We start from the raw sequence: 22736 nt of genomic DNA, 5'->3' as shown, positions 1-22736 counted from the left end.
CGGTATCGCCCGTCATGAGCGTCGACGCCGCCACGGTCGCCACCGCCGCATCATCGCGGCCGCTGCGCGCCGATCCCGAGCCGGCGCCGCCGCTGGCGGTGTTGCTGGAACTCACCCACCGTTGCCCGCTGTCGTGCCCGTACTGCTCCAACCCGCTGCAGTTGCTCGGCATGCGCGAGGAGCTGAGCACCGAACAATGGCTGCGCGTGCTCGAACAAGCGGCCGAGCTCGGTATCCTGCAGGCGCATTTCTCCGGCGGCGAGCCGACCTTGCGCAAGGATCTGCCCGAACTGCTGCGGCATGCGCGCGCGCACGGCCTGTACTGCAACCTCATCACCTCCGGCGTCGGCGTCAGCCGCGAGCGCTTGCAGGAACTGCAGCAGGCCGGCCTGGATCATCTGCAACTGAGCATCCAGGACAGCAACAGCGAAGGCGCCGACCGCATCGCCGGTTACGCCGGCAGTCACCAACGCAAACTCGCGCTGGCGCGCTGGTGCGGCGAACTGGAACTGCCGCTCACGCTCAACGCCGTCGTGCATCGGCACAACGCCGAACGCGTCGCGGACATGATCGAACTCGCGCTGGAACTGGGCGCCGGGCGGCTGGAAGTCGCGCATACGCAGTACTACGGCTGGGGCCTGAAGAATCGCGCCGCGTTGATGCCCACGCGCGCGCAACTCGACGCGGTCACCGCCGTGGTCGAAGACGCGCGCCTGCGCTTGCGCGGCCGGCTCACCATCGACTACGTCACGCCCGATTACTACGCGCGCCGGCCCAAGGCCTGCATGGGCGGCTGGGCGCAGCGCTTCGTCAACATCACCCCCGAAGGCAAGGTGCTGCCCTGCCACGCCGCCGAGACCATCGCCGATCTGCATTTCGAATCGGTGCGCGAACGCAGCCTGGGCGAAATCTGGCGCGACTCGGAAGCCTTCCGCCGTTATCGCGGCACCGGCTGGATGCCCGAACCTTGCCGCGGTTGCGAACATCGCGAACGCGACTGGGGCGGCTGCCGCTGCCAGGCGCTGGCGTTGAGCGGCCGCGCCGACACCCTGGACCCGGTGTGCGAGAAATCGCCCGATCACGCCCGGGTCCGCGCCCTGGCCGAGAGCGAATCGGCGGCGCCGGCGCCGGAGTTCGTCTACCGCCGCCTGCGTGGAGCGGGCGCGGACTGAGCGCCGCGCGGCCTTAAGACATCAGCGCGCGCAAGCGTTCGAAGCAGTCGCCGCTCCAGCGCGAATGCAACGCGTCATCGAGATTCCTGATCCGGCAACCATCGGCGGCGTCGAAGCGTCGGAATTTGCGCATCCATTGCCGGCTCCGTCGCCACGCGAAACATGCCAGAAAAAATATGCCGTACCTATGACTGCGAAACACATCGCAGCCACAGGAATGCATCACAGTCGCCGCACCGACGCGCCGCAGTTGCAAACGCGATGGCCATCATGACGACGGCGCCCGCCGCATCGGCCGCGACCGCCGATGCACCGCAATATTCCGTCCAGGGTTCTAGGCCATCCGGACAGGCATCGGCCGGCGCCGACTGCGGGCATACTCAAGCGATTGTCTTCTCGCGCGCAACGATCAGGAACCGGCCATGCCCGCTACGTCTCTCTCGGCCCGACTCAGTGCGCTGGCGCTCGCGATAGCCTTGGCCGGCTGCGCGGGCACCAGTCCCCAGCGCCAACATCCGGCCGGTCCGGACGCGACCGGCGAGCAGGCGTCCAAGGGCTTCCTGCCGAACGATCCGCTGCGCATCGCCGAGGCCGACACCGCAACCCTGTCCGCGCGCATGGCCGGCGGCGAATTCAGCAGCGCGCGCCTCACACAGGCCTACCTGGACCGCATCGCCGCGCTCGACGACAACGGCCCGCGCCTCAACGCGGTGATCGAGATCAACCCCAACGCCATCGCCGAAGCGCGGCTGCGCGACGAGGAGCGCAAGAGCGGCCAACTGCGCGGTCCGCTGCATGGCATCCCGGTGTTGATCAAGGACAACATCGACGCCACGCCGATGGTCAATTCGGCCGGTTCGCTGGCGCTGGCCGAACACCGGCCGCAGCACGACGCGCCGCTGGTCGCGGCGTTGCGCGAGGCCGGCGCGGTGATCCTGGGCAAGACCAACCTCAGCGAGTGGGCCAACTTCCGCTCCAGCCGCTCGATCTCCGGCTGGAGCGCGCGCGGCGGGCTGACCCGCAATCCCTACGTGCTCGACCGCAGCGCCTGCGGTTCCAGCAGCGGCACGGGCGCTGCGATCGCCGCGAGCCTGGCCGCGGTCGGCGTGGGCACCGAAACCGACGGCAGTGTGCTGTGTCCGTCGGCGATGAACGGCCTGGTCGGCTTCAAGCCCACGGTCGGGCTGGTGAGCCGCGCCGGCATCATTCCGATCTCCAGCAGCCAGGACACCGCCGGGCCGATGGCTCGCAGCGTCAGCGACGCGGCGCAGTTGCTCAGCGTGCTCGCCGCGGCTCAGGCCGGCGGCGACAGCGCGGTGCAGGCGGCGGCCGGCAAACGCGTGGCCGATTACGTCGGCGCGCTCGATCCCGACTCGCTGCACGGCGCGCGCCTGGGCCTGCTGCGCGAGACCGCGACGAAGAAGTTGCCGCCCGAGGCGGAGGCGGCGCTGCAGCGCTCGCTCAAGGCCATGCGCGATGCCGGCGCGACCATCCTTGAGGTGCGCATCCCCGGCGACGGCAAATGGGAAGCGGCCGAATACCAGGTGATGCTCTATGAGTTCAAGGACGGCCTGGAGCGCTATCTGCAAAGCGGCAACGCGCCGATCAAGACCCTGGACGAATTGATCGCGTTCAACCGCACTCACGCCGCGCGCGAGATGCCGTACTTCGGCCAGGAGACGTTCGAAGAGGCCGCGAGCAAGGGCAGCCTCAAGGACCCGGCGTATCGCAAGGCCGCCGCGCAGGCGCGCCAGCTCGCCGGGCCGCAGGGCATCGACGCGGCGCTCAAGCGCTACAAGCTCGACGCGCTGATCGCGCCGGCGACCTCGCCGGCGTTCATGGTCGATCCGGTCAACGGCGATGCCTTCGGCGGCGCCAGTTGGGGCGCGGCCGCGGTCGCCGGTTATCCCAGCCTGACCGTGCCGATGGGCGAAGCCTCGGGCCTGCCGGTCGGGCTGGTGTTCATGGGCAAGCGCTGGAGCGACGCGCAGCTGCTGTCGCTGGGTTACGCCTTCGAGCAACTGACCCAGGCGCGCACACCGCCGCGCTATCGGCAGACGCTGAGTCCGTAAGCGCGCCGCGCGCGCACGGCGCCGCTCAATCGCGCAGAAACGCGCTCACCGTGGACCACAGCGCGGTCCGCCGCGGTTGCAGATGCAGCCAGTGATTGCCGCCGGAAATCTTGACGTCGCGGCGCTCGGCGGCGGCGCTCAGCTCGGCGTACAGGCGTGCGGCGTCGGCATCGGTGGTGACGTGGTCCCACTCGCCGCGCACGATCAAGGTCGGTTGCCGCAGCCGGGCGTGGTCGACCAGCGATTCACCGGCCCATAACCGATCGATGTCGGCGATCGGCGCATTCGGAATCCGCACCGCCGGCGGGCTGCGCGCAGCCGAGTCGGGGTCGGTGGCCAGGTACGCCGCACACCATCGTTCGATCTCTTCCGCGCTCACCGGCGTGGGCGCATCCGCGGGCAACCCGGAACGTTGCCGCGGCCGTTGTTCGGCCGCGCCGATCAGCGCCCAGGCCGGCGCGGGCGCGTTCTCGCGCGGCCCTTCGCGGGTCGCCACCGGGCCGAACAAGACCAACTTGCTGACCGCGTCGGGGTGTTCGATCGCCGCCTGCCTCGCCGGCAACGTGCCCCAGGAATGGGCGAACAGATGGATCGGCGCACGCGGACGTTCGCGCCGTATCGCCGCGATCGCGGCCGCGATCTGCGCCGCGCCCATGCGGTAGTCGCCCCACGGCGGCGCCGAATGCGGATCGGCGGCGAACACCGCCGGCCGCTCGGATCGCCCATAACCGGCGAAGTCCAAGCCCCAGGCGTCGAAGCCCCGGGATTGCAGATGATCCAGCCACGACACGCCCTGCATCCGCCAGCCGACCGACAAGTCGCAGGGAAACGTCGCGCCATGCACGTACAGCACCACCGGGCCGGCGCCCGCCTGACGCACCAGCGACAGGCGCAAGTTCTGCCCGCCCAGTACGCAGTCCGCCGCATATCGTTGGCCGGGCGCGCTCGCGGCGGCGCTCGCCGCCATCGCCGCGGCCGGGCTGGGCAGCGCCGACATCGCCATCGCGTAGATCGGCAAGCTCATCAAGTCGCGTCGTTTCATCGCCGTCGCCGCCAGGGGAAGTGCCACGATTGTGCGCACTTGCGCCGCCACAACGCTTCGACCAACATCGAATCGTGCGAACCGAACACGCCCTGGCCGATATCGCCGCCGCGATCGGCGACCCCGCGCGCGCGCTGATGCTGGTCGCCTTGCTCGACGGCCGCAGCCGCAGCGCGGGCGAGCTGGCGGCCGCCGCCGGTGTCGCCCCGCAGACCGCCAGCACCCATCTCGCCCGGCTCGCCGCGGCGGCGCTGATCGCCACGGAAAAACAGGGGCGGCACCGCTATCACCGGCTCGCCTCCGGCGAAGTCGCCGAGGCGGTCGAAGCCTTGCTCGGCCTGACCGACGGCCTCGCTTCGCGGTCGCGGCCGCGATCCTTGCTCGGCCCCAGGGACGCGGCGCTGCGCCACGCGCGCACCTGTTACGACCATCTGGCCGGCGAACTCGCCGTCGCCTTGGCCGATGCGTGGCAACGCAACGGCTGGATCGCGGCACAGCCGCAAGGCTGGACGCTGACGGCGAACGGCGGCGAACGCATCGCGCGCCTGGGCGTCGCGCTGCCGGACCCAAGCCGGCGCCGGCCGGCCCTGCGCCCGTGCCTGGACTGGAGCGAACGTCGCCCACACATCGGCGGACAGCTCGGCGCCAACCTGCTCGACGCCTGCCTTGCCCAGGGCCTGCTGCGTCGGCGGCGCAACTCGCGCGGCCTGGATGTCACCGACGCCGGCGCGCGCAAATTGCGCGAATGGTCGCGCCCGGACTGAGCGCGGCGAATCTGCGGCGCGCGTGGAAGCGGCCGCCCGCTAGGATCGCTCCACAAACACGAAGCCCGCCGATCGGCGGGCTTCGCATCGCAACGGGTCGAACCGACCGATCAGGCCGGCGCGGCGATCTGCACCTGCTTGCGCACGATCAGCATCGCCACTTCCAGCGCCTGCTCGTAGTTCAGGCGCGGATCGACTGTGGACTGGTAGGCGCGTTCCAGATCGCTCTCGGTAAGCTCGCGCGCGCCGCCCAGACATTCGGTCACGTCTTCGCCGGTCAGCTCCAGGTGCACGCCGCCCAGGCGCGTGCCCGCCGCCGCATGCAGTTCGAAGGAGTCTTCGATCTCCGAGCGGATGTTGCGGAAGCGACGGGTCTTGTAACCGTTGCTGGTGCTTTCGGTGTTGCCGTGCATCGGATCGCACACCCACAGCACGCGGCGGCCGTCGCGGCGCATCGCATCGAGCAGCGGCGGCAGTTTCTCGGCGATCGCGGTCGCGCCCATGCGATGGATGAAGGTCAGACGGCCCGGCTCATCCTCGGGGTTGAGCAGATCGATCGTGCGCAGCAGCTGATCCGGCGTCACCGACGGACCGACCTTGAGCGCGATCGGATTGCGGATGCCGCGGAAATACTCCGCGTGCGCGCCGTCGACCGCGGCGGTGCGCATGCCGATCCACGGGTAGTGGGTGCTGAGGTTGAAGAAACCCCAATGACGCGGCACCTGCCGGGTCAGCGATTCTTCGTACGGCAGCAGCAGCGCTTCGTGCGAGGTGTAGAAATCCACCCGGTTGAGGTTGTGCACTTCCGAACCCGACAGCGTTTCCATGAAACGCACCGCGTCGCCGATCGCATTGACCATGCGCCGGTATTCGTCGGCCAGCGGCGAGTGGCCGACCCAGCTCAGATTCCAGTACTCGGGGTGATGCAAGTCGGCGAAGCCGCCGTCGATCAGGGCGCGGACGAAATTCATCGTCATCGCCGAACGCGCGTGGCCCTTGATCATGCGGCGCGGATCGGGCTTGCGCGCGGCCTCGTTGAAGGCCGGCGCGTTGACCATGTCGCCGCGGTAGCTCGGCAGAGTCACACCGTCGATGGTCTCGCTGTCGGCCGAACGCGGCTTGGCGTACTGCCCGGCGAAGCGGCCCACGCGCACCACCGGCTTGCGCATGCCGTGGACCAGCACCAGGCTCATCTGCAACAACACCTTCAGGCGGTTGGAGATGACGTCGGAGGAACACTGGTCGAAGCTCTCGGCGCAATCGCCGCCCTGCAGTAAAAATCGCTTGCCTTCCTGCGCCTCGGCCAGCTGCTGCTTGAGCGAGAGGATCTCCCACGAGGTCACCAGCGGCGGCAGCTGACGCAGTTCCTGCAACGCCGACTCCAACTCGGTCGCGTCCGGATAGCTGGGCAACTGCAGTGCGGTGCGCTCACGCCAGGAGGTCGGGCTCCAGTCGGCGGGCAGATTGACGGCACGAAGGTTGCTGTTGCGATCGGAAGCGCTCATTTCCTTGATTCCAGTTGGTGTCGCGGTGTGTGGATGGTTGGGGTGGATGGGAGGGTTGGGACGGCTGAAACGAAGGGCTTACCCGGTTCAACGTGCGCGGAACGCGGCATAGGCCGCCCACAGCGCCAGCACGATGAAGCAGATCAGGCTCCAGGCCGGCATGGCCAGGCCCAGGAAGGTCCAATCGACCGCGGCGCATTCGCCCGAGCCCGTCATGACCTTGCGGATCACGCTGGCCAGCGGCATGGCCTCGACCATGTAGTTCAGCCCCGGGCCGCAGGCCGGGACCTGATCCGGCGGCAGGTGCTGCAGGCGCACGTGATTGCCGGCCACCGCGATCCCCGCCAACGACGCTAACAGCGCCAGGACGCCGTAGCTGCGACGGCCGCCGGGCTTCTTCGGCCCGTGCAGACCGCCGATCAGAAACACCACGCCCAGGGCGGCGAACGCCACGCGCTGGAAGATGCACAGCGGGCATGGCTCGAGGTGCTGATAAAGCTGCAGGTAGAACGCATACGCCAGCAGCGCCGCGCAGGCCAGAAAGCCGAGCAGGTACTGGATACGGAAGGAGGCTTTGAAGGGGCTCATATTCACACCATACGGGTCTGGGTCGGGTCGTGCCAATGTCGGATAGGCATGTCGCGGCGCAACGTGGCGTTTCGTCGCAGTCAACATCGACTGCACCCGGCGGCGAAAGTTGCGCGCGCAAACCAACCGTTACCTGGACCTGCCTCCCGCGATCATTTTCCGCTGCAACCGTTGCCGGCGTAACCGTCGCCTAAAAGCAAAAACCCCGGCCGGGGCCGGGGTTTCGCTGACGGGTCCCTGGCCGGATGAGCGGCCGCGGACCTTGTCGTTTATGGATCTTGTACGTCGCAGCGCCGGTCGCCCGGCGCGGCTTGATTACTCGGCCGCGGCTTGCGGACGATCGACCAGCTCGACATAGGCCATCGGCGCATTGTCGCCAGCGCGGAAACCGCACTTGAGGATGCGCAGGTAGCCGCCCGGACGCGAGGCGTAACGCGGGCCGAGTTCGACGAACAAGGTGCCGACGGCTTCCTTGTCGCGCAGGCGCGAGAAGGCCAGGCGGCGATTGGCGACGCCGTCCTTCTTCGCCAGCGTGATGAGCGGCTCGGCGACGCGGCGCAGCTCCTTGGCCTTCGGCAGGGTGGTGCGAATGAGACCGTGCTTGATCAGCGAAGCGGCCATATTGGTGAACATGGCGTCGCGGTGAGCACTGGTGCGGCTGAACTTACGGCCGGCTTTCTGATGGCGCATGACTGTGATTCCTGATGAATGTTGAAACGATTGGACTTCGCTGTCGCCATCCAGGCGTTGGTGCATTGGACTGCGGGTGGTCCGAGCCGATCGTTCCTTGACCGGCGTACCGCGGACTTGAATGTCCGTCGGGATAGGTGTTGCGTGAAGCGGTGTTGCTTACGAATCGTCTAGACGCAGACCGCGCCCGAAGGCGCGGCCGCGTATGAACCGAGCGCTTGGCTCAGCCCATCATGCCATGCGAGGCAATACCCGCCGGCGGCCAGTTTTCCAGCTTCATGCCGAGGGACAGGCCGCGCTGAGCCAGCACTTCCTTGATCTCGGTGAGCGACTTCTTGCCGAGGTTCGGGGTCTTGAGCAGCTCGACTTCGGTCTTCTGGATCAGATCGCCGACGTAGTAGATGCTCTCGGCCTTGAGGCAGTTGGCCGAACGAACGGTGAGTTCGAGGTCGTCGATCGGACGCAGCAGGATCGGATCGATACCGCTGGTCGCCGGCTTGGCCGCACCGCGGTCGCGGTGGGTGAAGTCGCCGAACACCGACAGCTGATCGGTGAGGATGTCGGCGGCGGTGCGCACGGCTTCCTCGGCGTCGATCGTGCCGTTGGTTTCGATATCCAGAACCAGCTTGTCCAGGTCGGTACGCTGCTCGACGCGCGCGGCTTCCACGGCGTAAGCGACGCGACGGACCGGCGAGAAGCTGGCATCCAGCATCAGGCGGCCGATCGCGCGGGTTTCTTCGTCCGGACGACGGCGCGAAGCCGCCGGCTGGTAGCCGAAACCGCGTTCGATCTTCAGACGCATGTTGATCGCCGTATCCTTGGTCAGGTGGCAGATCACGTGGTCGTTGTTGAGGATTTCAACGTTGTGGTCGGTCTTGATGTCGCCGGCGGTGACGATGCCGGGACCCTGCTTGGCCAGCGACAGCGTCGAAGCGTCGCCGGTGTGCATGCGGATGGCGACGTCCTTGAGGTTCAACAGAACTTCCAGCACGTCTTCTTCCAGACCTTCGACCGTGGTGTACTCATGCAGTACGCCGTCGATTTCGACCTCGGTGATGGCGAAACCCGGGATCGACGACAGCAGCACGCGACGCAGCGCGTTGCCCAGCGTGTGGCCGTAACCGCGCTCCAACGGTTCAATCACGACTTTCGCGCGATTGCCGGCGAGGCGTTCGATCTGCGGACCGCGCGGGCGCAGTACCTGGTTGGCGGTAACCGTCATGTTTCGGTGTCTCCAATGACCTCGGCCGGGGGGCGGCGAGAGGCTTTAGCTCTTGGAGCCCCCTCGGATCGAGGGAGCGGCCGATGCGACTGGCGCACCGACCTGGGTTGCGGGTTCTCCGCCGGAATCCCGAGGGACGCCGGCGGATGCCCTGCACTATTACTTGCTGTACAACTCGACGATCAGCGCTTCGTTGATGTCGGCCGGCAGGTCCGCACGATCCGGAACCGCCTTGAACACGCCGCTGAACTTCTTGCTGTCCACTTCGACCCACGACGGCGACAGGTCCATCTGCGACGACACGGTCAGGGATTCCTGCACGCGAAGCTGCTTCTGGGCGCGCTCGGACAGAGCGATCGCATCACCGGCCTTGACCTGATAGGAAGGCAGGTTGACCGACTTGCCGTTGACCGTGACGCCGCGGTGCGAGACCAGCTGACGGGCAGCCGGACGAGTCACGGCGAAGCCCATGCGGTAGACGACGTTGTCCAGACGGGTTTCCAGCAACTGCAGCAGGTTCTCGCCGGTGTTGCCCTTCTTGGTCGAGGCCTTCTTGTAGTAGTTGCGGAACTGACGTTCCAGCAGACCGTAGATACGCTTGACCTTCTGCTTCTCGCGAAGCTGGGTGGCGTAGTCGGACAGCTTGCCCTTGCGGGCGGTGGGGCCATGCTGGCCGGGTTTTTGCTCGAGCTTGCACTTCGAGTCGAGCGCACGCGCGGAAGACTTCAGACCGAGGTCAGCGCCTTCGCGACGAGCGAGCTTACAGGTGGGGCCAATATAACGAGCCATTTTTCTTCAGCTCCTCAGACGCGACGCTTTTTCGGCGGACGGCACCCGTTGTGCGGGATGGGCGTCACGTCGATGATGTTGATGATCTTGTACCCGACGTTGTTCAAGGAACGAACGGCGGACTCGCGACCCGGACCCGGGCCCTTGATGCGCACTTCCAACGACTTGACGCCGTAGTCGAGCGCAGCACGGCCAGCCTTTTCGGCTGCCACCTGGGCGGCGAACGGGGTCGACTTACGCGAGCCGCGGAAACCCGCGCCGCCCGAAGTCGCCCACGAGAGCGCGTTGCCCTGGCGGTCGGTGATCGTGATGATGGTGTTGTTGAAAGAAGCGTGGACGTGGGCGATACCGTCGGTGACGATGCGCTTGATCTTCTTCTTGGTCTTGACTGCTGCCGGCTTGGCCATGGTCTAGGTCCCCTTACTTCTTGATGGCCTTGCGCGGACCCTTACGGGTACGTGCATTGGTCCGGGTACGCTGACCACGCAGCGGCAGGCCGCGGCGGTGACGCAGGCCGCGGTAGCAGCCCAAGTCCATCAGACGCTTGATGGCGATGCCGACCTCACGACGCAGATCGCCCTCGACCACGAACTTGCCGACTTCGGCGCGCAGGCGCTCGACTTCGGGTTCGGACAGGTCACGGATCTTCGTCGTCGAAGTCACGCCTGCCGTCTGGCAGATTTGCTTCGAACGGGTACGGCCGATGCCGAAAATGCTTTGCAGGCCAACCCAGACATGCTTCTGGGCAGGCAAATTAACGCCCGCAATACGCGCCATAAGGCGATCTCCAACTGATTTGGCGGCCGAGACGGATTAATCCCGGCGGAGTGAACTGGAAATTATATCTAGGTCTCGGGTTAATAGGAAGCCCCGCGGCACCAGAGGTGCCACGGAACCACGGCATGGGGAGTGTGCCCATGCTCCGGCGACGAGTCTGAACTGGCTGAACAATGCGATGACCTGCCCTGCTCAGCCCCGCGCGCTACTCTTGCGCGCGAACCGGTCCTGACTCACCCGCGCGCGAGACCGCCGCGCGAGCCGCCCTTCAAATTCGCTTTCTTCAACAGGCTCTCGTACTGATGCGACATCAGATGAGCCTGGATTTGAGCGATGAAATCCATAATCACGACCACCACGATCAGCAGCGAGGTGCCGCCGAAGTAGAACGAGGTGCCGAGCTGGGTACGCATGATCTCCGGCAGGAGACAGACGATCACCAGGTAAATCGCGCCGGCCGCGGTAAGCCGCGTCAGCACGCCATCAACGTAGTCCGCGGTGGCCTTGCCGGGGCGGATGCCCGGGATCAGCGCGCCCGACTTCTTGAGGTTGTCGGCGGTTTCCTGCGAATTGAACACCAGCGCCGTGTAGAAGAACGCGAAGCCGATGATCAGACCAGCATACAGGATCATGTGCACCGGTTCACCCGGGCTGAGCCACTGGCTCATGCGCTGGAGGAAGCCGGACACGCCGCTGCCGCTGTTGCTCTGGGCGAACCAGGTCGCCGCGGTGGCGGGGAACATCACGATGCTCGAAGCGAAGATCGCCGGGATCACGCCCGACATATTGAGCTTCAGGGGCAGGAACGACGCCTGATTCATGTAGGCGTTGCGACCGCCCTGACGACGGGCGTAGTTGACCGTGATCCGGCGCTGGCCGCGTTCGACGAAGACCACCAGGTAGGTGAAGCCGAACACCAGGGCGATGACGGCGATGGCCGCGATCGCGCTCATGTCGCCGTTGCGGATCTGCTCGAACATCTGCAGCACCGCGGCCGGCAGGCCCGCCACGATACCCGCGAAGATGATCAGCGACACGCCGTTGCCGATACCGCGCTCGGTGATCTGCTCGCCCAGCCACATCAGGAACATGGTGCCGGCGGTCAGTGCGATCACGGCGGTCAGGATGAAGCCCATGCCCGGTGCGTACACCACCGGCAGACCGTCAGGCGCCACGCTCGATTGCAGGCCCGCCGCGATGCCCCATGCCTGGAACACCGCGAGCGGAATCGCACCCATGCGCGACCACTGGTTGATCTTGCGACGGCCCGATTCGCCTTCCTTCTGGATGGCTTTCAGGCTCGGCACGATCTGCACCAGCAGCTGCACGATGATGGATGCCGAGATGTACGGCATCACGTTCAACGCGAACAGGCTGAAACGGTGCAGAGCGCCACCGGAGAACATGTTGAACATGTCCACGATGGTGCCCTGCTTGGTCTCCATGAACTTGACCATCGCCTCCGGGTTAATACCCGGCACCGGGATGTAGCTGCCGATGCGATAGACGACCAACGCGCCGATGACGAACAGCAAACGCTGACGCAACTCGGTGAACTTACCGAGTCCGCCGCCGATTCCAGCCATTGCGTTGCCGCTGCGCGCCATTGAGCCCTTACTCCTCGACCTTGCCGCCGGCCGCTTCGACCGCGGCCTTCGCGCCGGCCGTGGCCAGCACGCCCTTGAGCACGAACTTCTTGGTCAGCTCGCCCTTCTTCACGATCTTGGCCTGCTTGGCGTTGCTCGGAACGAGCTTCGCGGCCTTGAGCGCGGCGAAATCGATCTCGCCGGCTTCCAGCTTGTCCAGCTGATACAGCAGGACTTCGGCCGTATCGTTCTTCAGCTTGGAGCGGAAGCCGATCTTCGGCAGACGACGCTGCATGGGCATCTGACCGCCTTCGAAGCCGGCCTTGATCTTGCCCTTGCCCGAACGGGCGAAAGAACCCTTGTGGCCGCGGCCGGCGGTCTTGCCGAGGCCGGAACCGATACCGCGACCGACGCGCTTGCGGTCTTCGCGGGCGCCGTCAGCCGGCTTGAGTGTATTGAGACGCATGATGTTCTCCTTAGCCCTCGACCTGAACCAGGTAGTGGACCGTATTGATCAGGCCACGAACCTGCGGGCTGTCTTTCAGCGTCCGCACGTCGTTGAGCTTGTTCAGGCCGAGCGCCTTCACCGACAGACGGTGACGCGACTGACAGCCACGCAGACCCTTGACCAGGCGCACCGTGACGGTGCCGCCTTCGACGGGCTTGTTAGCAGCCTTAGCCATGGTTGAGATCCTCCACCTTCTTGCCGCGCTTGGCCGCGATCTTGGCCGGCGAGTGCATGCCGGTGAGACCCTTCAGCGTGGCGCGAACCAGGTTGATCGGGTTGCGCGAACCGGTGGCCTTGGCCAGCACGTTCTTGACGCCGACCGCTTCGAGCACGGCGCGCATCGCGCCGCCGGCGATCACGCCGGTACCTTCCGAGGCAGGCTGCATGTACACATGCGCAGCGCCATGGCCGGACTTCACGGCATGCCACAAGGTGCCGCCGTTGAGGTCCACGTTGTTCATCGCCTTGCGGGCGTATTCCATCGACTTCTGGATCGCGACCGGCACTTCGCGCGCCTTGCCGTAACCGAAGCCGACCTTGCCGTTGCCGTCACCGACCACCGTCAACGCGGTGAAGGTGAACTGGCGACCGCCCTTGACGGTCTTGCTGACGCGGTTGACCGCGATCAGCTTTTCGATCATGCCGTCGTCGATCTCTTCGCGGTTGCGATCACGGTCGCGGCCCCGCGGGGCTCTATCGTCTGCCATTTCGATGTCTCTTTGATTAAAGGGATTTGCGGCGTGGCCGCTTATGATTGTGAAGTGGTTCGGGTGCCGCGCAGTGGCAGGAATCCGCCAAAGCGCCCGACACAAACCCGTGTCGGCGGGTGAAGCTGTTCGGTGCGAAAGGCGTGGAGACGAATCTCCACGCTTTCAAGCCTGCTGCCAGTCTGAATACGGCACGCCGTATTAGAACTGCAGACCGCCTTCACGCGCGGCATCGGCCAGCGCCTTGATGCGGCCGTGGTAGCGGTAGCCCGAGCGGTCGAAAGCGACCTTCTCGATGCCCGCGGCCTTGGCGCGCTCGGCGATCAGCTTGCCGACCTTGACGGCGGCTTCGGCGTTCTTGCCGTTCTTCAGGCCTTCCTTGACGTCGGCCTGCACGGTCGAAGCCGTGGCCAGGACCTTGGAACCGTCGGCGGTGAAGACCTGGGCGTACAGGTGCTGACCGGTGCGGAGCACGGTCAGACGGGCGACGCCGAGATTGCGGATGTGCGAGCGGGTCGACTTGGCGCGACGCAGACGAGCGATGTTCTTGTTCATGTTCTGATCTCCGAAAGCTGAAAGCTTGGTGTTTTGACGCCGGCCCTGGGACCGGCGCCCTACCCGTTAGGCCTTCTTGGCTTCCTTACGGATGATGACTTCGCCGGCGTACTTCACGCCCTTGCCCTTGTAGGGCTCCGGCGGACGGAAACCGCGAATCTTGGCGGCGACTTCACCGACGCGCTGCTTGTCCGCGCCCTGGACCACGATTTCGGTCTGGGTGGGGGTCGCGATGGTGATGCCTTCCGGGGCCTTGAACAGAACCGGATGGGAGAAACCCAGAGCCAGGCTCAGATCGGCGCCCTGCATCGAGGCGCGGTAACCGACGCCGACCAGCTCGAGCTTGCGCTCGAAACCTTCCGACACGCCCTTCACCATGTTGGCGAGGATGGCGCGCAGGGTACCGGTCAGCGGGATCAGCGCCGCGTCTTCGGTCGTGAACAGGGCTTCGCCGTTCTCGACCTTCAGATTGATGGCGGCCGGCTTACCGATCGACAGCGAGCCCTTCGGGCCCTTGGCGACGACCGTATCGGCCTGGATGTTGATTTCGACGCCCTTCGGGAGAGCGATCGGCTTCTTGGCAACTCGGGACATGTCTGATTACTCCCTTAGGCCACGAAGCACAGGACTTCACCACCGACGCCCTGCTGGCGCGCCTGCGCGTCAGTCATGATGCCCTTGGAGGTGGAGATGATGGCGATACCCAGGCCGCCGAGGACCTTGGGCAACCCGTCTTTGCCGCGGTACTGGCGCAGGCCCGAACGGGAGTAGCGCTGGAGGCGCTCGATCACCGGCTTGCCTTCGTAGTACTTCAGCGAGATTTCGAGTTCGGATTTGCCCGGACCGACTTCGGTCACGCGCGAATCCAGGATGTAACCCTCGTCCTTCAGCACGGCGGCGATAGCCACCTTGACCTTGGACGACGGCATTTTCACCGTCTGCTTGCGCACAGCGGCCGCATTCTTGATGCGGACCAGCATGTCGGCGATGGGATCAGTCATGCTCATTGAATATCACCTATGAGTAGCACCGATATCCGCGGGATTGCGAATTTCAGTAATAGATACAGCTAGTTACGTTGCTTCAACAACGCCGCCGCGACCCGAGGGCCGCGGCGGTGGAACCGGGAAAGCCGGTAATGGTACCAGAGATTTACCAGCTTGCCTTGCGCAGGCCCGGCACGTCGCCGCGCATGGTGGCTTCGCGCAGCTTGTTGCGGCCCAGGCCGAACTTCTTGTAGACGCCGCGCGAACGACCGGTCAGGGCGCAACGGTTGCGCTGGCGGCTCGGCGACGAATCGCGCGGCAGCTTCTGCAACTTGATGACCGCCTCGGCCTTGTCTTCGTACGAAGCGCTGTCGCTGGAGATGATCTTCTTCAACGCATCGCGCTTGCCGGCGTACTTCTTCACCAGCTTGGTCCGCTTGATGTCGCGGTTGATCATGGAAGTCTTAGCCATAGTTCAATCCTAGACTCAGTTGCGGAACGGGAAGCGGAAGGCTTCGAGCAGGGCTTTCGCCTCGGCGTCGGTCTTCGCGGTCGTGGTGATCGCGATGTCCATGCCGCGCAGGGCGTCAACTTGGTCGAAATCGATTTCCGGGAAGATGATCTGTTCCTTGACGCCCATGTTGTAGTTGCCACGGCCGTCGAACGAACGGCCGGAGACACCACGGAAGTCGCGCACGCGCGGCAACGAGATGTTGACCAGGCGGTCCAGGAACTCGTACATCTTGGCGCGGCGCAGGGTGACCTTGGCGCCGATCGGCCAGCCGTCGCGGATCTTGAACGAAGCCACCGACACGCGGGACTTGGTCACGATCGGCTTCTGGCCGGCGATCTTGGTCATGTCGGCGACGGCATTTTCCAGGATCTTCTTGTTGGTGGCCGCTTCGCCCACGCCCATGTTCAGCGTGATCTTGACGAGGCGCGGCACTTCCATCGGGTTCTTGTAGCCGAACTTTTCGGTCAGCGACGGAACCACTTCTTTCTTGTAAAACTCTTCGAGCCGGGTGGTCATTTCAGCATTCCTCAGGCGTCAACCGCCTCACCACTGGAGCGGAACACACGCAGTTTGCGTCCATCCTCCAGCATCTTGAAACCGATGCGTTCGCCCTTGCCGGTGGCAGGGTTGAACAGCATGACGTTGGAAATGTGAATCGGCGCTTCGCGCTCGATCACGCCGCCCGGCTGGTTGGCCTGCGGATTCGGCTTGGTGTGGCGCTTGATGATGTTGATGTTCGACACGACGACCTTGTCGCCGAGCACGCGCACCACATCGCCCTTCTTGCCCTTGTCCTTGCCGGCGGTGACGATCACTTGATCGCCCTTCTTGATACGGTTCATGGTCTAGTTCCTCTGCTCAGAGCACTTCAGGCGCGAGCGAGACGATCTTCATGAACTTCTCCGAGCGAAGCTCGCGAGTCACGGGTCCGAAGATACGGGTGCCGATCGGCTCATGCTTATTGTTGAGCAACACCGCAGCGTTGCCATCGAAGCGGATCAGCGAGCCGTCCGGACGGCGCACACCCTTGCGGGTGCGGACCACGACGGCGTCGTAGACGTCGCCCTTCTTGACCTTGCCGCGCGGGATCGCGTCTTTCACGGTGACCTTGATGATGTCGCCAATGTGCGCGTAACGGCGCTTGGAGCCGCCGAGCACCTTGATGCACATCACTTCCTTAGCACCGGAGTTGTCGGCAACGCCGAGGTAGCTTTGCATCTGGATCATGGTTCAGCCTCCTCTTAGACGGCCGCGCGGCTGACGATTTCAACCACGCTCCAGTTCTTGGTCTTGGACATCGGAGCAATTTCCTTCACCCGCACGATGTCGCCTTCTTTGCAGGCGTTATCGGCGTCATGGGCGTGGAGCTTGGTCGAGCGACGGATGTACTTGCCGTACAGCGCGTGCTTGACCTGACGCTCAACCAGCACGGTGACGGTCTTGTCCATCTTGTTGCTGACGACCCGGCCTTCAACCGTGCGCAGCGCCTTGTCTGTATTGTTGTCGGTCATGGCGGGTCCTTACTTCTTCTCGCCCAGCAGCATGTTCACGCGAGCAATCTCGCGCTTCACGCGGCGGGGTTCGTGGGTCTTGGCCAGCTGGCCGGTGGCCTTCTGCATGCGCAGAGCGAAGCTCTCCTTATGCAGCTCGACCAGATGAGCCTTGAGCTCATCGGCCGACTTCTGACGAAGTTGCTTGAGTTCCATTAGCGCACCGTCCGGGTAACGAAAGTGGTGGTCACCGAGAGCTTGGCCGCGGCCAGACGGAACGCTTCGCGCGCCACGTCTTCAGCCACACCTTCGATCTCGTAAATCATGCGACCGGGCTGGATCTGAGCGACCCAGTACTCGACGTTGCCCTTACCGGAGCCCATTCGGACTTCGATCGGCTTCTTGGTGATCGGCTTGTCCGGGAACACGCGGATCCACATCTTGCCGCCACGCTTGACGTAACGGCTGATCGAACGGCGGGCCGCCTCGATCTGGCGCGCGGTCAGCTGACCGTGCGCGGTTGCCTTGAGGCCGTATTCGCCGAAGCTGACGGCGTTGCCGCTCCAGCTCAGGCCATCATTGCGGCCCTTGTGTACCTTGCGGTACTTGGTTCGCTTGGGTTGCAACATGACGGATTACCTCTGTTCGCGGGCAGGACGGCCCGGACGGTCGTTACGATCACCGCGGTCGCCGCGGTCACCACGATCGCTGCGCGGCGAATCGTCCTGCTTCTCCTGGCCCACTTGGGAGAAGTCGAATACTTCGCCCTTATAGATCCAGGTCTTGATGCCGATGATGCCGTAGGTCGTCTTGGCTTCAGCGAAGCCATAGTCGATGTCGGCACGCAGCGTGTGCAGCGGCACGCGACCTTCGCGGTACCACTCCGAACGCGCGATTTCGGCGCCGTTGAGACGGCCGGCGACGTTGACCTTGATGCCCAGGGCACCCAGGCGCATCGCGTTGCCGACCGCGCGCTTCATGGCGCGGCGGAACATGATGCGGCGTTCCAGCTGCTGAGCGATCGACTCGGCGACGAGCTGCGCGTCGAGTTCCGGCTTGCGGACCTCGGTCACGTTGATGTGCGCCGGAACGCCCATCAGCGCGCTGACTTCCTTACGCAGCTTCTCGATGTCCTCGCCGCGCTTGCCGATCACCACGCCCGGACGGGCGGTGTGGATCGTCACGCGGGCGTTGTTCGCCGGACGTTCGATGAAGATCTTCGAGATGCCGGCCTGAGCCAGCTTCTTGCGAAGCATTTCGCGAACCTTCAGGTCAGCCGCCAGGTACTCGGCGTACTGCTTCTTGTTGGCGAACCACTTGGAATTCCAGTCCTTGGCGATGCCCAGGCGGATTCCGGTCGGATGAACTTTATGACCCATTGTCTGACTCCGCCTTACTTGCCCGCGCCCACAACCACAGTGATGTGGCTGGTGCGCTTGAGGATGCGGGTGCCGCGGCCTTTCGCACGAGCCATAAAGCGCTTCAGTGCGGGACCCTCGTCCACCATGATGGTCTTGACCTTGAGCTCGTCGATGTCAGCGCCCTGGTTGTTCTCGGCGTTGGCGATGGCGGACTCCACGACCTTGCGGATCAGTGCAGCTGCCTTCTTGTCCGAGAACTTCAGCAGGTTGACGGCGCGCTCAGCGGACAGACCGCGCACCTGGTCAGCGACCAGGCGGGCCTTCTGCGGGGAGATGCGCGCGGTGCGCAGGATGGCTTTCGCTTCCATAGTCATCTCCTTACTTGCCCGACTTCTTGTCGCCGCCGTGACCCTTGAACGTACGGGTCAAAGCGAACTCGCCAAGTTTGTGGCCAACCATGTTTTCGTTGACCAGCACCGGGATGTGATTCTTGCCGTTGTGGACGGCGATCGTGAAGCCAACCATTTCCGGCAGCACCATCGAACGACGCGACCAGGTCTTGATCGGCTTCTTGTTGTTGCCCGCGGTTTCGACCTTCTTCATCAGATGATGATCGACGAACGGGCCCTTCTTGAGTGAACGTGCCATGTCCGATTAACCCCTGCGATCGCGCACGATGAATTGCGTGGTGCGCTTGTTCTTGCGCGTCTTGTAACCCTTGGTCGGAACACCCCACGGGGTGACCGGATGCGGGTTGCCCTGGCCAGCCTTCGCCTCACCACCACCGTGCGGGTGATCGACGGGGTTCATGGCCGCGCCGCGAACGGTCGGCTTGATACCGCGCCAACGCTTGGCGCCGGCCTTGCCGAGCTTCTCGAGGCTGTGCTCGTCGTTGCCGACTTCGCCGATGGTGGCGCGGCACTCGACCGGCACCTTGCGCATTTCGCCGGAGCGAAGACGCAGCGTGGCGTAGCCCTGCTCGCGAGCGACCAGCTGCACGCCGGCGCCGGCGGCGCGGGCGAGCTGAGCACCCTTGCCCGGCTTCATTTCGATGCAATGCACCGTGGAGCCGACCGGGATGTTGGTGAGCGGCAGCGTGTTGCCGACGCGGATCGGGGCGTCACGGCCCGCGATCACCTGATCGCCGTCCTTCAGGCCCTTGGGGGCGATGATATAACGGCGCTCGCCATCGACGTAGCACAGCAGCGCGATGTGCGCGGTGCGGTTGGGATCGTATTCGATCCGCTCCACGCGCGCCGGAATGCCTTCCTTGTCGCGCTTGAAGTCGATGATGCGGTAATGTTGCTTGTGGCCACCGCCGATGTGACGGGTGGTGATGCGACCGTGGTGGTTACGGCCGCCGCTCTTGCTCTGCTTTTCGACCAACGCCGCGTGCGGCGCGCCCTTATGCAGGCCCGGCGTCACGACGCGGACCGCATTGCGGCGACCGGCGGAAGTGGGCTTGAAAGTCATCAATGCCATGGATCTTTCCTCAGGCCTTGGCCATCACGTCGATCGACTGGCCATCGGCCAGCTTCACGTACGCCTTGCGCCAGTCGGCGCGACGGCCCATGCGGTTCTTGAAGGCTTTCTGCTTGCCCTTCACGTTGACCACATTGACAGCCTCGACCTTCACGTCGAACAGCTTTTCCACGGCGACTTTGATGTCGGCCTTGGTAGCGTCCGTCGCCACTTCGAAGACGTATTGGTTGGAGACTTCCTGCAGTCGCGCGGTCTTTTCGGACACGCGCGGTGCGCGGATGATGCTGTAGAGCTTGGCGTCGTTCATGCCAGCCACTCCTCGATCTTCTTGACCGCATCGGCGGTGAACACGATCGAATCGGCGCCGACGAGGGCCACCGGATCGAGTCCCTGCACGTCGCGGACTTCCACATAAGGCAGGTTGCGGGCCGAGAGGTACAGATTCTCGGACGCTTCCTCGGTGACGAGCAGCGGACGACGGCCCATTTCCAGCGACTTGAGCATGGCGATCATGCCCGAGGTCTTCGGCGAGTCGATATCCAGCTTTTCGACGACGGTGATGCGGCCCTGGCGGTTCAATTCCGACAGGATCGCAGCGATCGCCGCGCGGTACATCTTGCGGTTCACCTTCTGGGCGAAGCTGCGCGGCTTGGCCGCGAAGGTCACGCCGCCGCCGACGAAGATCGGAGCCGTCAGCGCGCCATGACGCGCACCGCCGCCCTTCTGCTTCTTCGACTTCTTGGTGGTGCCGTTGACTTCCGAACGCGTCTTCTGCGCCTTGGTGCCGGCGCGGCCCGCGTTGCGGTAGGCCACAACAACCTGGTGAACCAGGTCTTCGCTGAATTCGCGATCGAAGATGGCGTCGGAAACCGACAGCTTCTTGTCGCTACCGTTGATGGCAAGTTCCATCGTTATGCTCCCTTGCTCGACGGGCGGACGATCACGTCACCGCCCGGAGCGCCCGGCACGGCGCCCTTGATCGCGATCAGGCCGCGCTCAGCGTCGACCTTGACCACTTCCAGGCCCTGCGTGCTCTGCTGGACGGCGCCCATGTGACCGGACATCTTCTTGCCCGGGAAAACGCGACCCGGCGTCTGGCGCTGGCCGATCGAACCCGGCGAGCGGTGCGACAGCGAGTTACCGTGCGTCGCATCGCCCATGCTGAAGTTCCAGCGCTTGATCGTGCCCTGGAAGCCCTTGCCCTTGGTGATGCCCTGGACGTCGACGATCTGGCCCACTTCGAAGATGTCGGCCTTGATTTCGCCGCCCACTTCGAAAGCGTTGATCTTGTCGTCTTCCACGCGCAGTTCCCACAAGCCGCGGCCTGCTTCGACCTTCGCCTTGGCGAGGTGACCGGCTTCGGGCTTGTTGACGAGCGCCGCGCGGCGCACGCCGACGGTCACCTGCACGGCGCTGTAGCCGTCGGTTTCCGTGGTCTTGATCTGGGTAATACGGTTCGGGGTCGCCTCGATGAGGGTCACCGGAACCGACTTGCCGTCTTCAGTGAAGAAGCGGCTCATGCCGGCCTTGCGACCGACGATGCCCAACGAATATTTCTTCGCGGTCATAGTGGGTGCCTCAGGTCAGCTTGATCTGGACATCAACGCCAGCCGCGAGTTCGAGCTTCATCAGCGCGTCCACGGTCTTGTCGTTGGGGTCTACGATGTCGAGCACGCGCTTGTGCGTGCGGGTCTCGTACTGGTCGCGCGCGTCTTTATCGACGTGCGGGGAGACGAGAACGGTGTAGCGCTCGATCTTGGTCGGCAGCGGGATCGGGCCGCGCACTTGCGCGCCGGTCCGCTTGGCCGTCTCGACGATCTCGCTGGCCGAGCGGTCGATCAGACGATGATCGTACGCTTTGAGCCGGATCCGGATCTTTTGGTCCGCCATGACGGAATTCCTTGGTTAAAAGAGCGACGGGACGGCTTCTGGGTGCGCCGACCCCACGAAAACGCAAACACTCCAGAGCAACACCCTCGCCCCGGAGCTTCCTTGCCTGGAAAAGCTAAGGCGGCCCGGTTTCCCGGCCCGCCCAGACGGAATAAAACGCACGAATGGCTCCATTTAGCGTTCTTTGGATGCCCGAGGGCCCAGAACGTATGGAGCGCTGCCGTGCGACATGTCCCTGTCTGGCGAATACGAGGCGCATCCTGCTCCTCATTTCGCTGGTTGCGCCGCCCCGGAATAAACAGGGGTGGCACGGTGGTCGCGCATTCTACATGCATCCGATCGGAGAGTGCAAGCACCCGCCTTCCGGACGATGAATACGGCCCCTGCCCTCTCCGGGCCGGGCTTGGACTACCGGTTTTCTCAATCGCGGTCGGGGGACTGCGGTTGAGAAAACCGGCGACGGGCTGGGCCCGTCGCGGGTTTCTTTGTTGCTGGCGGCGATCCGGGGGATTGCCGCTTTGAGCATCTTGGCCTTCGATGAGGAGGGGCACCGGACTTCGGGGGCTCTTCCTCGTCTCTGGATCCCCGCTTTCGCGGGGATGACGAACTGACAAAGCCGTGCGCGCCTGGGCGCGCACGGGTCAGTTCGTCACTTGATGATCTTCGCCACCACGCCCGCGCCGACGGTACGGCCGCCTTCGCGAATCGCGAAACGCAGGCCTTCGTCCATCGCCACCGGGTTGATCAGCGACACCACCATCTTCACGTTATCGCCCGGCATCACCATCTCGACGCCTTCCGGCAGCTCGCAAGCGCCGGTGATGTCGGTGGTGCGGAAGTAGAACTGCGGACGGTAGCCCTTGAAGAACGGGGTGTGACGGCCGCCCTCGTCCTTCGACAGCACATACACTTCGGCTTCGAAGTCGGTGTGCGGCTTGATCGAACCCGGCTTGCACAGCACCTGGCCGCGCTCCACGTCGTCACGCTTGGTGCCGCGCAGCAGCAGACCGGCGTTGTCGCCCGCCTGGCCCTGGTC

General features: G+C 64.8%; 33 protein-coding genes and 1 pseudogene. 3 read left to right on the top strand and 31 right to left on the bottom strand.

The annotated features are described in order from the left end of the window. Window positions 1-14: 14 nt before the first annotated feature. Window positions 15-1172 (top strand): pyrroloquinoline quinone biosynthesis protein PqqE, encoded by a 1158-nt coding sequence (pqqE, locus tag AB4Y92_RS23080; protein ID WP_441821759.1) that lies wholly within the window; start codon window positions 15-17, stop codon window positions 1170-1172. Window positions 1173-1594: 422 nt separating this feature from the next. Continuing rightward, window positions 1595-3244, top strand: a complete 1650-nt coding sequence (locus AB4Y92_RS23075; RefSeq protein ID WP_441821758.1) for an amidase — start codon at window positions 1595-1597, stop codon at window positions 3242-3244. 25 nt (window positions 3245-3269) lie between these two features. On the opposite strand, the gene AB4Y92_RS23070 is transcribed toward AB4Y92_RS23075, so the two are convergent. After that, complete coding sequence (locus tag AB4Y92_RS23070) at window positions 3270-4286, bottom strand: alpha/beta hydrolase (RefSeq protein WP_441821757.1); 1017 nt, start codon at window positions 4284-4286, stop codon at window positions 3270-3272. A gap of 74 nt (window positions 4287-4360) precedes the next feature. On the opposite strand from AB4Y92_RS23070, the gene AB4Y92_RS23065 reads away from it, so the two are divergent. After that, window positions 4361-5050 carry an ArsR/SmtB family transcription factor gene (locus AB4Y92_RS23065; RefSeq protein WP_441821756.1) on the top strand — a complete coding sequence of 230 codons (690 nt, stop codon included), beginning with the start codon at window positions 4361-4363 and terminating at the stop codon, window positions 5048-5050. Window positions 5051-5160: 110 nt separating this feature from the next. Here the strand turns inward: AB4Y92_RS23065 and AB4Y92_RS23060 are convergent, their stop codons facing one another. The 30 genes and pseudogenes from AB4Y92_RS23060 to AB4Y92_RS22915 form a co-directional block, all read right to left on the bottom strand. Then, window positions 5161-6555, bottom strand: a complete 1395-nt coding sequence (locus tag AB4Y92_RS23060; RefSeq protein WP_441821755.1) for a class II 3-deoxy-7-phosphoheptulonate synthase — start codon at window positions 6553-6555, stop codon at window positions 5161-5163. 87 nt (window positions 6556-6642) lie between these two features. Continuing rightward, entirely contained in the window at window positions 6643-7143 is a 501-nt protein-coding gene (locus AB4Y92_RS23055; protein ID WP_057943861.1) for a disulfide bond formation protein B, read from the bottom strand. 315 nt (window positions 7144-7458) lie between these two features. Then, window positions 7459-7833: a 50S ribosomal protein L17 gene (gene rplQ, locus AB4Y92_RS23050; protein WP_057943862.1), complete on the bottom strand. Its 375-nt coding sequence runs from the start codon at window positions 7831-7833 to the stop codon at window positions 7459-7461. A gap of 223 nt (window positions 7834-8056) precedes the next feature. Further along, a complete protein-coding gene (locus AB4Y92_RS23045) occupies window positions 8057-9055 on the bottom strand; it encodes a DNA-directed RNA polymerase subunit alpha (protein WP_057943863.1) in 999 nt (332 codons plus the stop codon). Between the two features lie 159 nt (window positions 9056-9214). Further along, a complete protein-coding gene (rpsD, locus tag AB4Y92_RS23040; protein ID WP_036111747.1) occupies window positions 9215-9844 on the bottom strand; it encodes a 30S ribosomal protein S4 in 630 nt (209 codons plus the stop codon). 14 nt (window positions 9845-9858) lie between these two features. After that, window positions 9859-10251, bottom strand: a complete 393-nt coding sequence (rpsK, locus tag AB4Y92_RS23035) for a 30S ribosomal protein S11 (RefSeq protein WP_036111750.1) — start codon at window positions 10249-10251, stop codon at window positions 9859-9861. A 13-nt stretch (window positions 10252-10264) separates the two neighbouring features. Continuing rightward, entirely contained in the window at window positions 10265-10621 is a 357-nt protein-coding gene (gene rpsM / locus AB4Y92_RS23030) for a 30S ribosomal protein S13 (RefSeq protein WP_036111754.1), read from the bottom strand. Between the two features lie 233 nt (window positions 10622-10854). Further along, a complete protein-coding gene (gene secY, locus AB4Y92_RS23025) occupies window positions 10855-12228 on the bottom strand; it encodes a preprotein translocase subunit SecY (protein WP_441821754.1) in 1374 nt (457 codons plus the stop codon). 7 nt (window positions 12229-12235) lie between these two features. Continuing rightward, window positions 12236-12673, bottom strand: a complete 438-nt coding sequence (gene rplO / locus AB4Y92_RS23020) for a 50S ribosomal protein L15 (RefSeq protein ID WP_036111758.1) — start codon at window positions 12671-12673, stop codon at window positions 12236-12238. Window positions 12674-12683: 10 nt separating this feature from the next. Then, window positions 12684-12890 carry a 50S ribosomal protein L30 gene (gene rpmD, locus AB4Y92_RS23015; protein WP_036111762.1) on the bottom strand — a complete coding sequence of 69 codons (207 nt, stop codon included), beginning with the start codon at window positions 12888-12890 and terminating at the stop codon, window positions 12684-12686. After that, complete coding sequence (rpsE, locus tag AB4Y92_RS23010) at window positions 12883-13422, bottom strand: 30S ribosomal protein S5 (RefSeq protein WP_046657640.1); 540 nt, start codon at window positions 13420-13422, stop codon at window positions 12883-12885. The genes rpmD and rpsE overlap by 8 nt, the downstream gene beginning before the upstream one ends. A 201-nt stretch (window positions 13423-13623) precedes the next feature. Next, the gene (rplR, locus tag AB4Y92_RS23005) at window positions 13624-13977 is read right to left on the bottom strand and encodes a 50S ribosomal protein L18 (protein WP_057918898.1); all 354 of its coding nucleotides are present in this window, start codon (window positions 13975-13977) and stop codon (window positions 13624-13626) included. A gap of 66 nt (window positions 13978-14043) precedes the next feature. Beyond that, the gene (rplF, locus tag AB4Y92_RS23000) at window positions 14044-14571 is read right to left on the bottom strand and encodes a 50S ribosomal protein L6 (protein ID WP_441821753.1); all 528 of its coding nucleotides are present in this window, start codon (window positions 14569-14571) and stop codon (window positions 14044-14046) included. Between the two features lie 14 nt (window positions 14572-14585). After that, window positions 14586-14984, bottom strand: a complete 399-nt coding sequence (gene rpsH / locus AB4Y92_RS22995; protein ID WP_057943866.1) for a 30S ribosomal protein S8 — start codon at window positions 14982-14984, stop codon at window positions 14586-14588. Window positions 14985-15129: 145 nt separating this feature from the next. Further along, window positions 15130-15435, bottom strand: a complete 306-nt coding sequence (gene rpsN, locus AB4Y92_RS22990; RefSeq protein ID WP_057943867.1) for a 30S ribosomal protein S14 — start codon at window positions 15433-15435, stop codon at window positions 15130-15132. A 15-nt stretch (window positions 15436-15450) separates the two neighbouring features. Beyond that, the gene (rplE, locus tag AB4Y92_RS22985) at window positions 15451-15993 is read right to left on the bottom strand and encodes a 50S ribosomal protein L5 (protein ID WP_057943868.1); all 543 of its coding nucleotides are present in this window, start codon (window positions 15991-15993) and stop codon (window positions 15451-15453) included. A gap of 11 nt (window positions 15994-16004) precedes the next feature. Then, entirely contained in the window at window positions 16005-16319 is a 315-nt protein-coding gene (gene rplX, locus AB4Y92_RS22980; RefSeq protein WP_215057522.1) for a 50S ribosomal protein L24, read from the bottom strand. Window positions 16320-16335: 16 nt separating this feature from the next. After that, complete coding sequence (rplN, locus tag AB4Y92_RS22975; protein ID WP_031373826.1) at window positions 16336-16704, bottom strand: 50S ribosomal protein L14; 369 nt, start codon at window positions 16702-16704, stop codon at window positions 16336-16338. 14 nt (window positions 16705-16718) lie between these two features. Next, on the bottom strand, window positions 16719-16988 hold the full coding sequence (gene rpsQ / locus AB4Y92_RS22970; RefSeq protein ID WP_057943870.1) for a 30S ribosomal protein S17: 270 nt from the start codon (window positions 16986-16988) through the stop codon (window positions 16719-16721). Between the two features lie 9 nt (window positions 16989-16997). Beyond that, on the bottom strand, window positions 16998-17183 hold the full coding sequence (rpmC, locus tag AB4Y92_RS22965) for a 50S ribosomal protein L29 (RefSeq protein ID WP_057943871.1): 186 nt from the start codon (window positions 17181-17183) through the stop codon (window positions 16998-17000). Next, window positions 17183-17596, bottom strand: coding sequence for a 50S ribosomal protein L16 (gene rplP, locus AB4Y92_RS22960; RefSeq protein ID WP_036111797.1), 414 nt, complete (start codon window positions 17594-17596; stop codon window positions 17183-17185). Before rplP ends, rpmC begins: the two co-directional genes overlap by 1 nt. 6 nt (window positions 17597-17602) lie before the next feature. Continuing rightward, the gene (rpsC, locus tag AB4Y92_RS22955; protein WP_057943872.1) at window positions 17603-18346 is read right to left on the bottom strand and encodes a 30S ribosomal protein S3; all 744 of its coding nucleotides are present in this window, start codon (window positions 18344-18346) and stop codon (window positions 17603-17605) included. A 14-nt stretch (window positions 18347-18360) separates the two neighbouring features. Further along, window positions 18361-18696, bottom strand: a complete 336-nt coding sequence (rplV, locus tag AB4Y92_RS22950; protein WP_057943873.1) for a 50S ribosomal protein L22 — start codon at window positions 18694-18696, stop codon at window positions 18361-18363. Window positions 18697-18706: 10 nt separating this feature from the next. Next, window positions 18707-18976, bottom strand: coding sequence for a 30S ribosomal protein S19 (gene rpsS / locus AB4Y92_RS22945; RefSeq protein ID WP_057943874.1), 270 nt, complete (start codon window positions 18974-18976; stop codon window positions 18707-18709). Between the two features lie 6 nt (window positions 18977-18982). Then, window positions 18983-19810, bottom strand: coding sequence for a 50S ribosomal protein L2 (rplB, locus tag AB4Y92_RS22940; RefSeq protein WP_057943875.1), 828 nt, complete (start codon window positions 19808-19810; stop codon window positions 18983-18985). Between the two features lie 10 nt (window positions 19811-19820). Next, window positions 19821-20117, bottom strand: a complete 297-nt coding sequence (rplW, locus tag AB4Y92_RS22935; protein ID WP_057943876.1) for a 50S ribosomal protein L23 — start codon at window positions 20115-20117, stop codon at window positions 19821-19823. Continuing rightward, complete coding sequence (gene rplD / locus AB4Y92_RS22930) at window positions 20114-20719, bottom strand: 50S ribosomal protein L4 (RefSeq protein WP_057943877.1); 606 nt, start codon at window positions 20717-20719, stop codon at window positions 20114-20116. The genes rplW and rplD overlap by 4 nt, the downstream gene beginning before the upstream one ends. A 2-nt stretch (window positions 20720-20721) precedes the next feature. Beyond that, on the bottom strand, window positions 20722-21378 hold the full coding sequence (gene rplC / locus AB4Y92_RS22925) for a 50S ribosomal protein L3 (protein ID WP_057943878.1): 657 nt from the start codon (window positions 21376-21378) through the stop codon (window positions 20722-20724). A gap of 10 nt (window positions 21379-21388) precedes the next feature. Next, window positions 21389-21700, bottom strand: a complete 312-nt coding sequence (gene rpsJ / locus AB4Y92_RS22920) for a 30S ribosomal protein S10 (RefSeq protein WP_022968186.1) — start codon at window positions 21698-21700, stop codon at window positions 21389-21391. Between the two features lie 649 nt (window positions 21701-22349). After that, window positions 22350-22736: pseudogene (locus AB4Y92_RS22915) on the bottom strand (hypothetical protein); the annotation flags it as partial.

It is taken from the genome of Lysobacter sp. TAB13 (assembly GCF_052113885.1).
In the GTDB taxonomy this organism is placed as follows: Bacteria; Pseudomonadota; Gammaproteobacteria; order Xanthomonadales; family Xanthomonadaceae; genus Lysobacter; species Lysobacter gummosus.
The sequence above is the reverse complement of the archived record's forward strand: the minus strand, read 5'-3'. Positions and strand labels throughout refer to the sequence as shown.

Excerpts from the sequence above, each read along its gene's own strand:
- rplV (WP_057943873.1), bottom strand. The coding sequence starts at position 18,696 with ATGGAAGCGAAAGCCATCCTGCGCACCGCGCGCATCTCCCCGCAGAAG.
- rpsE (WP_046657640.1), bottom strand. The coding sequence starts at position 13,422 with ATGGCAGACGATAGAGCCCCGCGGGGCCGCGACCGTGATCGCAACCGC.
- secY (WP_441821754.1), bottom strand. The coding sequence starts at position 12,228 with ATGGCGCGCAGCGGCAACGCAATGGCTGGAATCGGCGGCGGACTCGGT.
- rpsK (WP_036111750.1), bottom strand. The coding sequence starts at position 10,251 with ATGGCCAAGCCGGCAGCAGTCAAGACCAAGAAGAAGATCAAGCGCATC.
- rplP (WP_036111797.1), bottom strand. The coding sequence starts at position 17,596 with ATGTTGCAACCCAAGCGAACCAAGTACCGCAAGGTACACAAGGGCCGC.
- rplB (WP_057943875.1), bottom strand. The coding sequence starts at position 19,810 with ATGGCATTGATGACTTTCAAGCCCACTTCCGCCGGTCGCCGCAATGCG.
- rpsS (WP_057943874.1), bottom strand. The coding sequence starts at position 18,976 with ATGGCACGTTCACTCAAGAAGGGCCCGTTCGTCGATCATCATCTGATG.
- rplX (WP_215057522.1), bottom strand. The coding sequence starts at position 16,319 with ATGAACCGTATCAAGAAGGGCGATCAAGTGATCGTCACCGCCGGCAAG.
- rplO (WP_036111758.1), bottom strand. The coding sequence starts at position 12,673 with ATGCGTCTCAATACACTCAAGCCGGCTGACGGCGCCCGCGAAGACCGC.
- rpsJ (WP_022968186.1), bottom strand. The coding sequence starts at position 21,700 with ATGGCGGACCAAAAGATCCGGATCCGGCTCAAAGCGTACGATCATCGT.
- rpsN (WP_057943867.1), bottom strand. The coding sequence starts at position 15,435 with ATGGCTAAGACTTCCATGATCAACCGCGACATCAAGCGGACCAAGCTG.
- rpsC (WP_057943872.1), bottom strand. The coding sequence starts at position 18,346 with ATGGGTCATAAAGTTCATCCGACCGGAATCCGCCTGGGCATCGCCAAG.
- AB4Y92_RS23070 (WP_441821757.1), bottom strand. The coding sequence starts at position 4,286 with ATGAAACGACGCGACTTGATGAGCTTGCCGATCTACGCGATGGCGATG.
- AB4Y92_RS23075 (WP_441821758.1), top strand. The coding sequence starts at position 1,595 with ATGCCCGCTACGTCTCTCTCGGCCCGACTCAGTGCGCTGGCGCTCGCG.
- rplE (WP_057943868.1), bottom strand. The coding sequence starts at position 15,993 with ATGACCACCCGGCTCGAAGAGTTTTACAAGAAAGAAGTGGTTCCGTCG.
- AB4Y92_RS23060 (WP_441821755.1), bottom strand. The coding sequence starts at position 6,555 with ATGAGCGCTTCCGATCGCAACAGCAACCTTCGTGCCGTCAATCTGCCC.
- rpsM (WP_036111754.1), bottom strand. The coding sequence starts at position 10,621 with ATGGCGCGTATTGCGGGCGTTAATTTGCCTGCCCAGAAGCATGTCTGG.
- rpmC (WP_057943871.1), bottom strand. The coding sequence starts at position 17,183 with ATGGAACTCAAGCAACTTCGTCAGAAGTCGGCCGATGAGCTCAAGGCT.
- rplN (WP_031373826.1), bottom strand. The coding sequence starts at position 16,704 with ATGATCCAGATGCAAAGCTACCTCGGCGTTGCCGACAACTCCGGTGCT.
- pqqE (WP_441821759.1), top strand. The coding sequence starts at position 15 with ATGAGCGTCGACGCCGCCACGGTCGCCACCGCCGCATCATCGCGGCCG.
- rpsD (WP_036111747.1), bottom strand. The coding sequence starts at position 9,844 with ATGGCTCGTTATATTGGCCCCACCTGTAAGCTCGCTCGTCGCGAAGGC.
- rpsQ (WP_057943870.1), bottom strand. The coding sequence starts at position 16,988 with ATGACCGACAACAATACAGACAAGGCGCTGCGCACGGTTGAAGGCCGG.
- rplC (WP_057943878.1), bottom strand. The coding sequence starts at position 21,378 with ATGACCGCGAAGAAATATTCGTTGGGCATCGTCGGTCGCAAGGCCGGC.
- rplQ (WP_057943862.1), bottom strand. The coding sequence starts at position 7,833 with ATGCGCCATCAGAAAGCCGGCCGTAAGTTCAGCCGCACCAGTGCTCAC.
- rpsH (WP_057943866.1), bottom strand. The coding sequence starts at position 14,984 with ATGAGCATGACTGATCCCATCGCCGACATGCTGGTCCGCATCAAGAAT.
- AB4Y92_RS23045 (WP_057943863.1), bottom strand. The coding sequence starts at position 9,055 with ATGACGGTTACCGCCAACCAGGTACTGCGCCCGCGCGGTCCGCAGATC.
- rplR (WP_057918898.1), bottom strand. The coding sequence starts at position 13,977 with ATGAACAAGAACATCGCTCGTCTGCGTCGCGCCAAGTCGACCCGCTCG.
- rplD (WP_057943877.1), bottom strand. The coding sequence starts at position 20,719 with ATGGAACTTGCCATCAACGGTAGCGACAAGAAGCTGTCGGTTTCCGAC.
- AB4Y92_RS23055 (WP_057943861.1), bottom strand. The coding sequence starts at position 7,143 with ATGAGCCCCTTCAAAGCCTCCTTCCGTATCCAGTACCTGCTCGGCTTT.
- rpmD (WP_036111762.1), bottom strand. The coding sequence starts at position 12,890 with ATGGCTAAGGCTGCTAACAAGCCCGTCGAAGGCGGCACCGTCACGGTG.
- rplF (WP_441821753.1), bottom strand. The coding sequence starts at position 14,571 with ATGTCCCGAGTTGCCAAGAAGCCGATCGCTCTCCCGAAGGGCGTCGAA.
- rplW (WP_057943876.1), bottom strand. The coding sequence starts at position 20,117 with ATGAACGACGCCAAGCTCTACAGCATCATCCGCGCACCGCGCGTGTCC.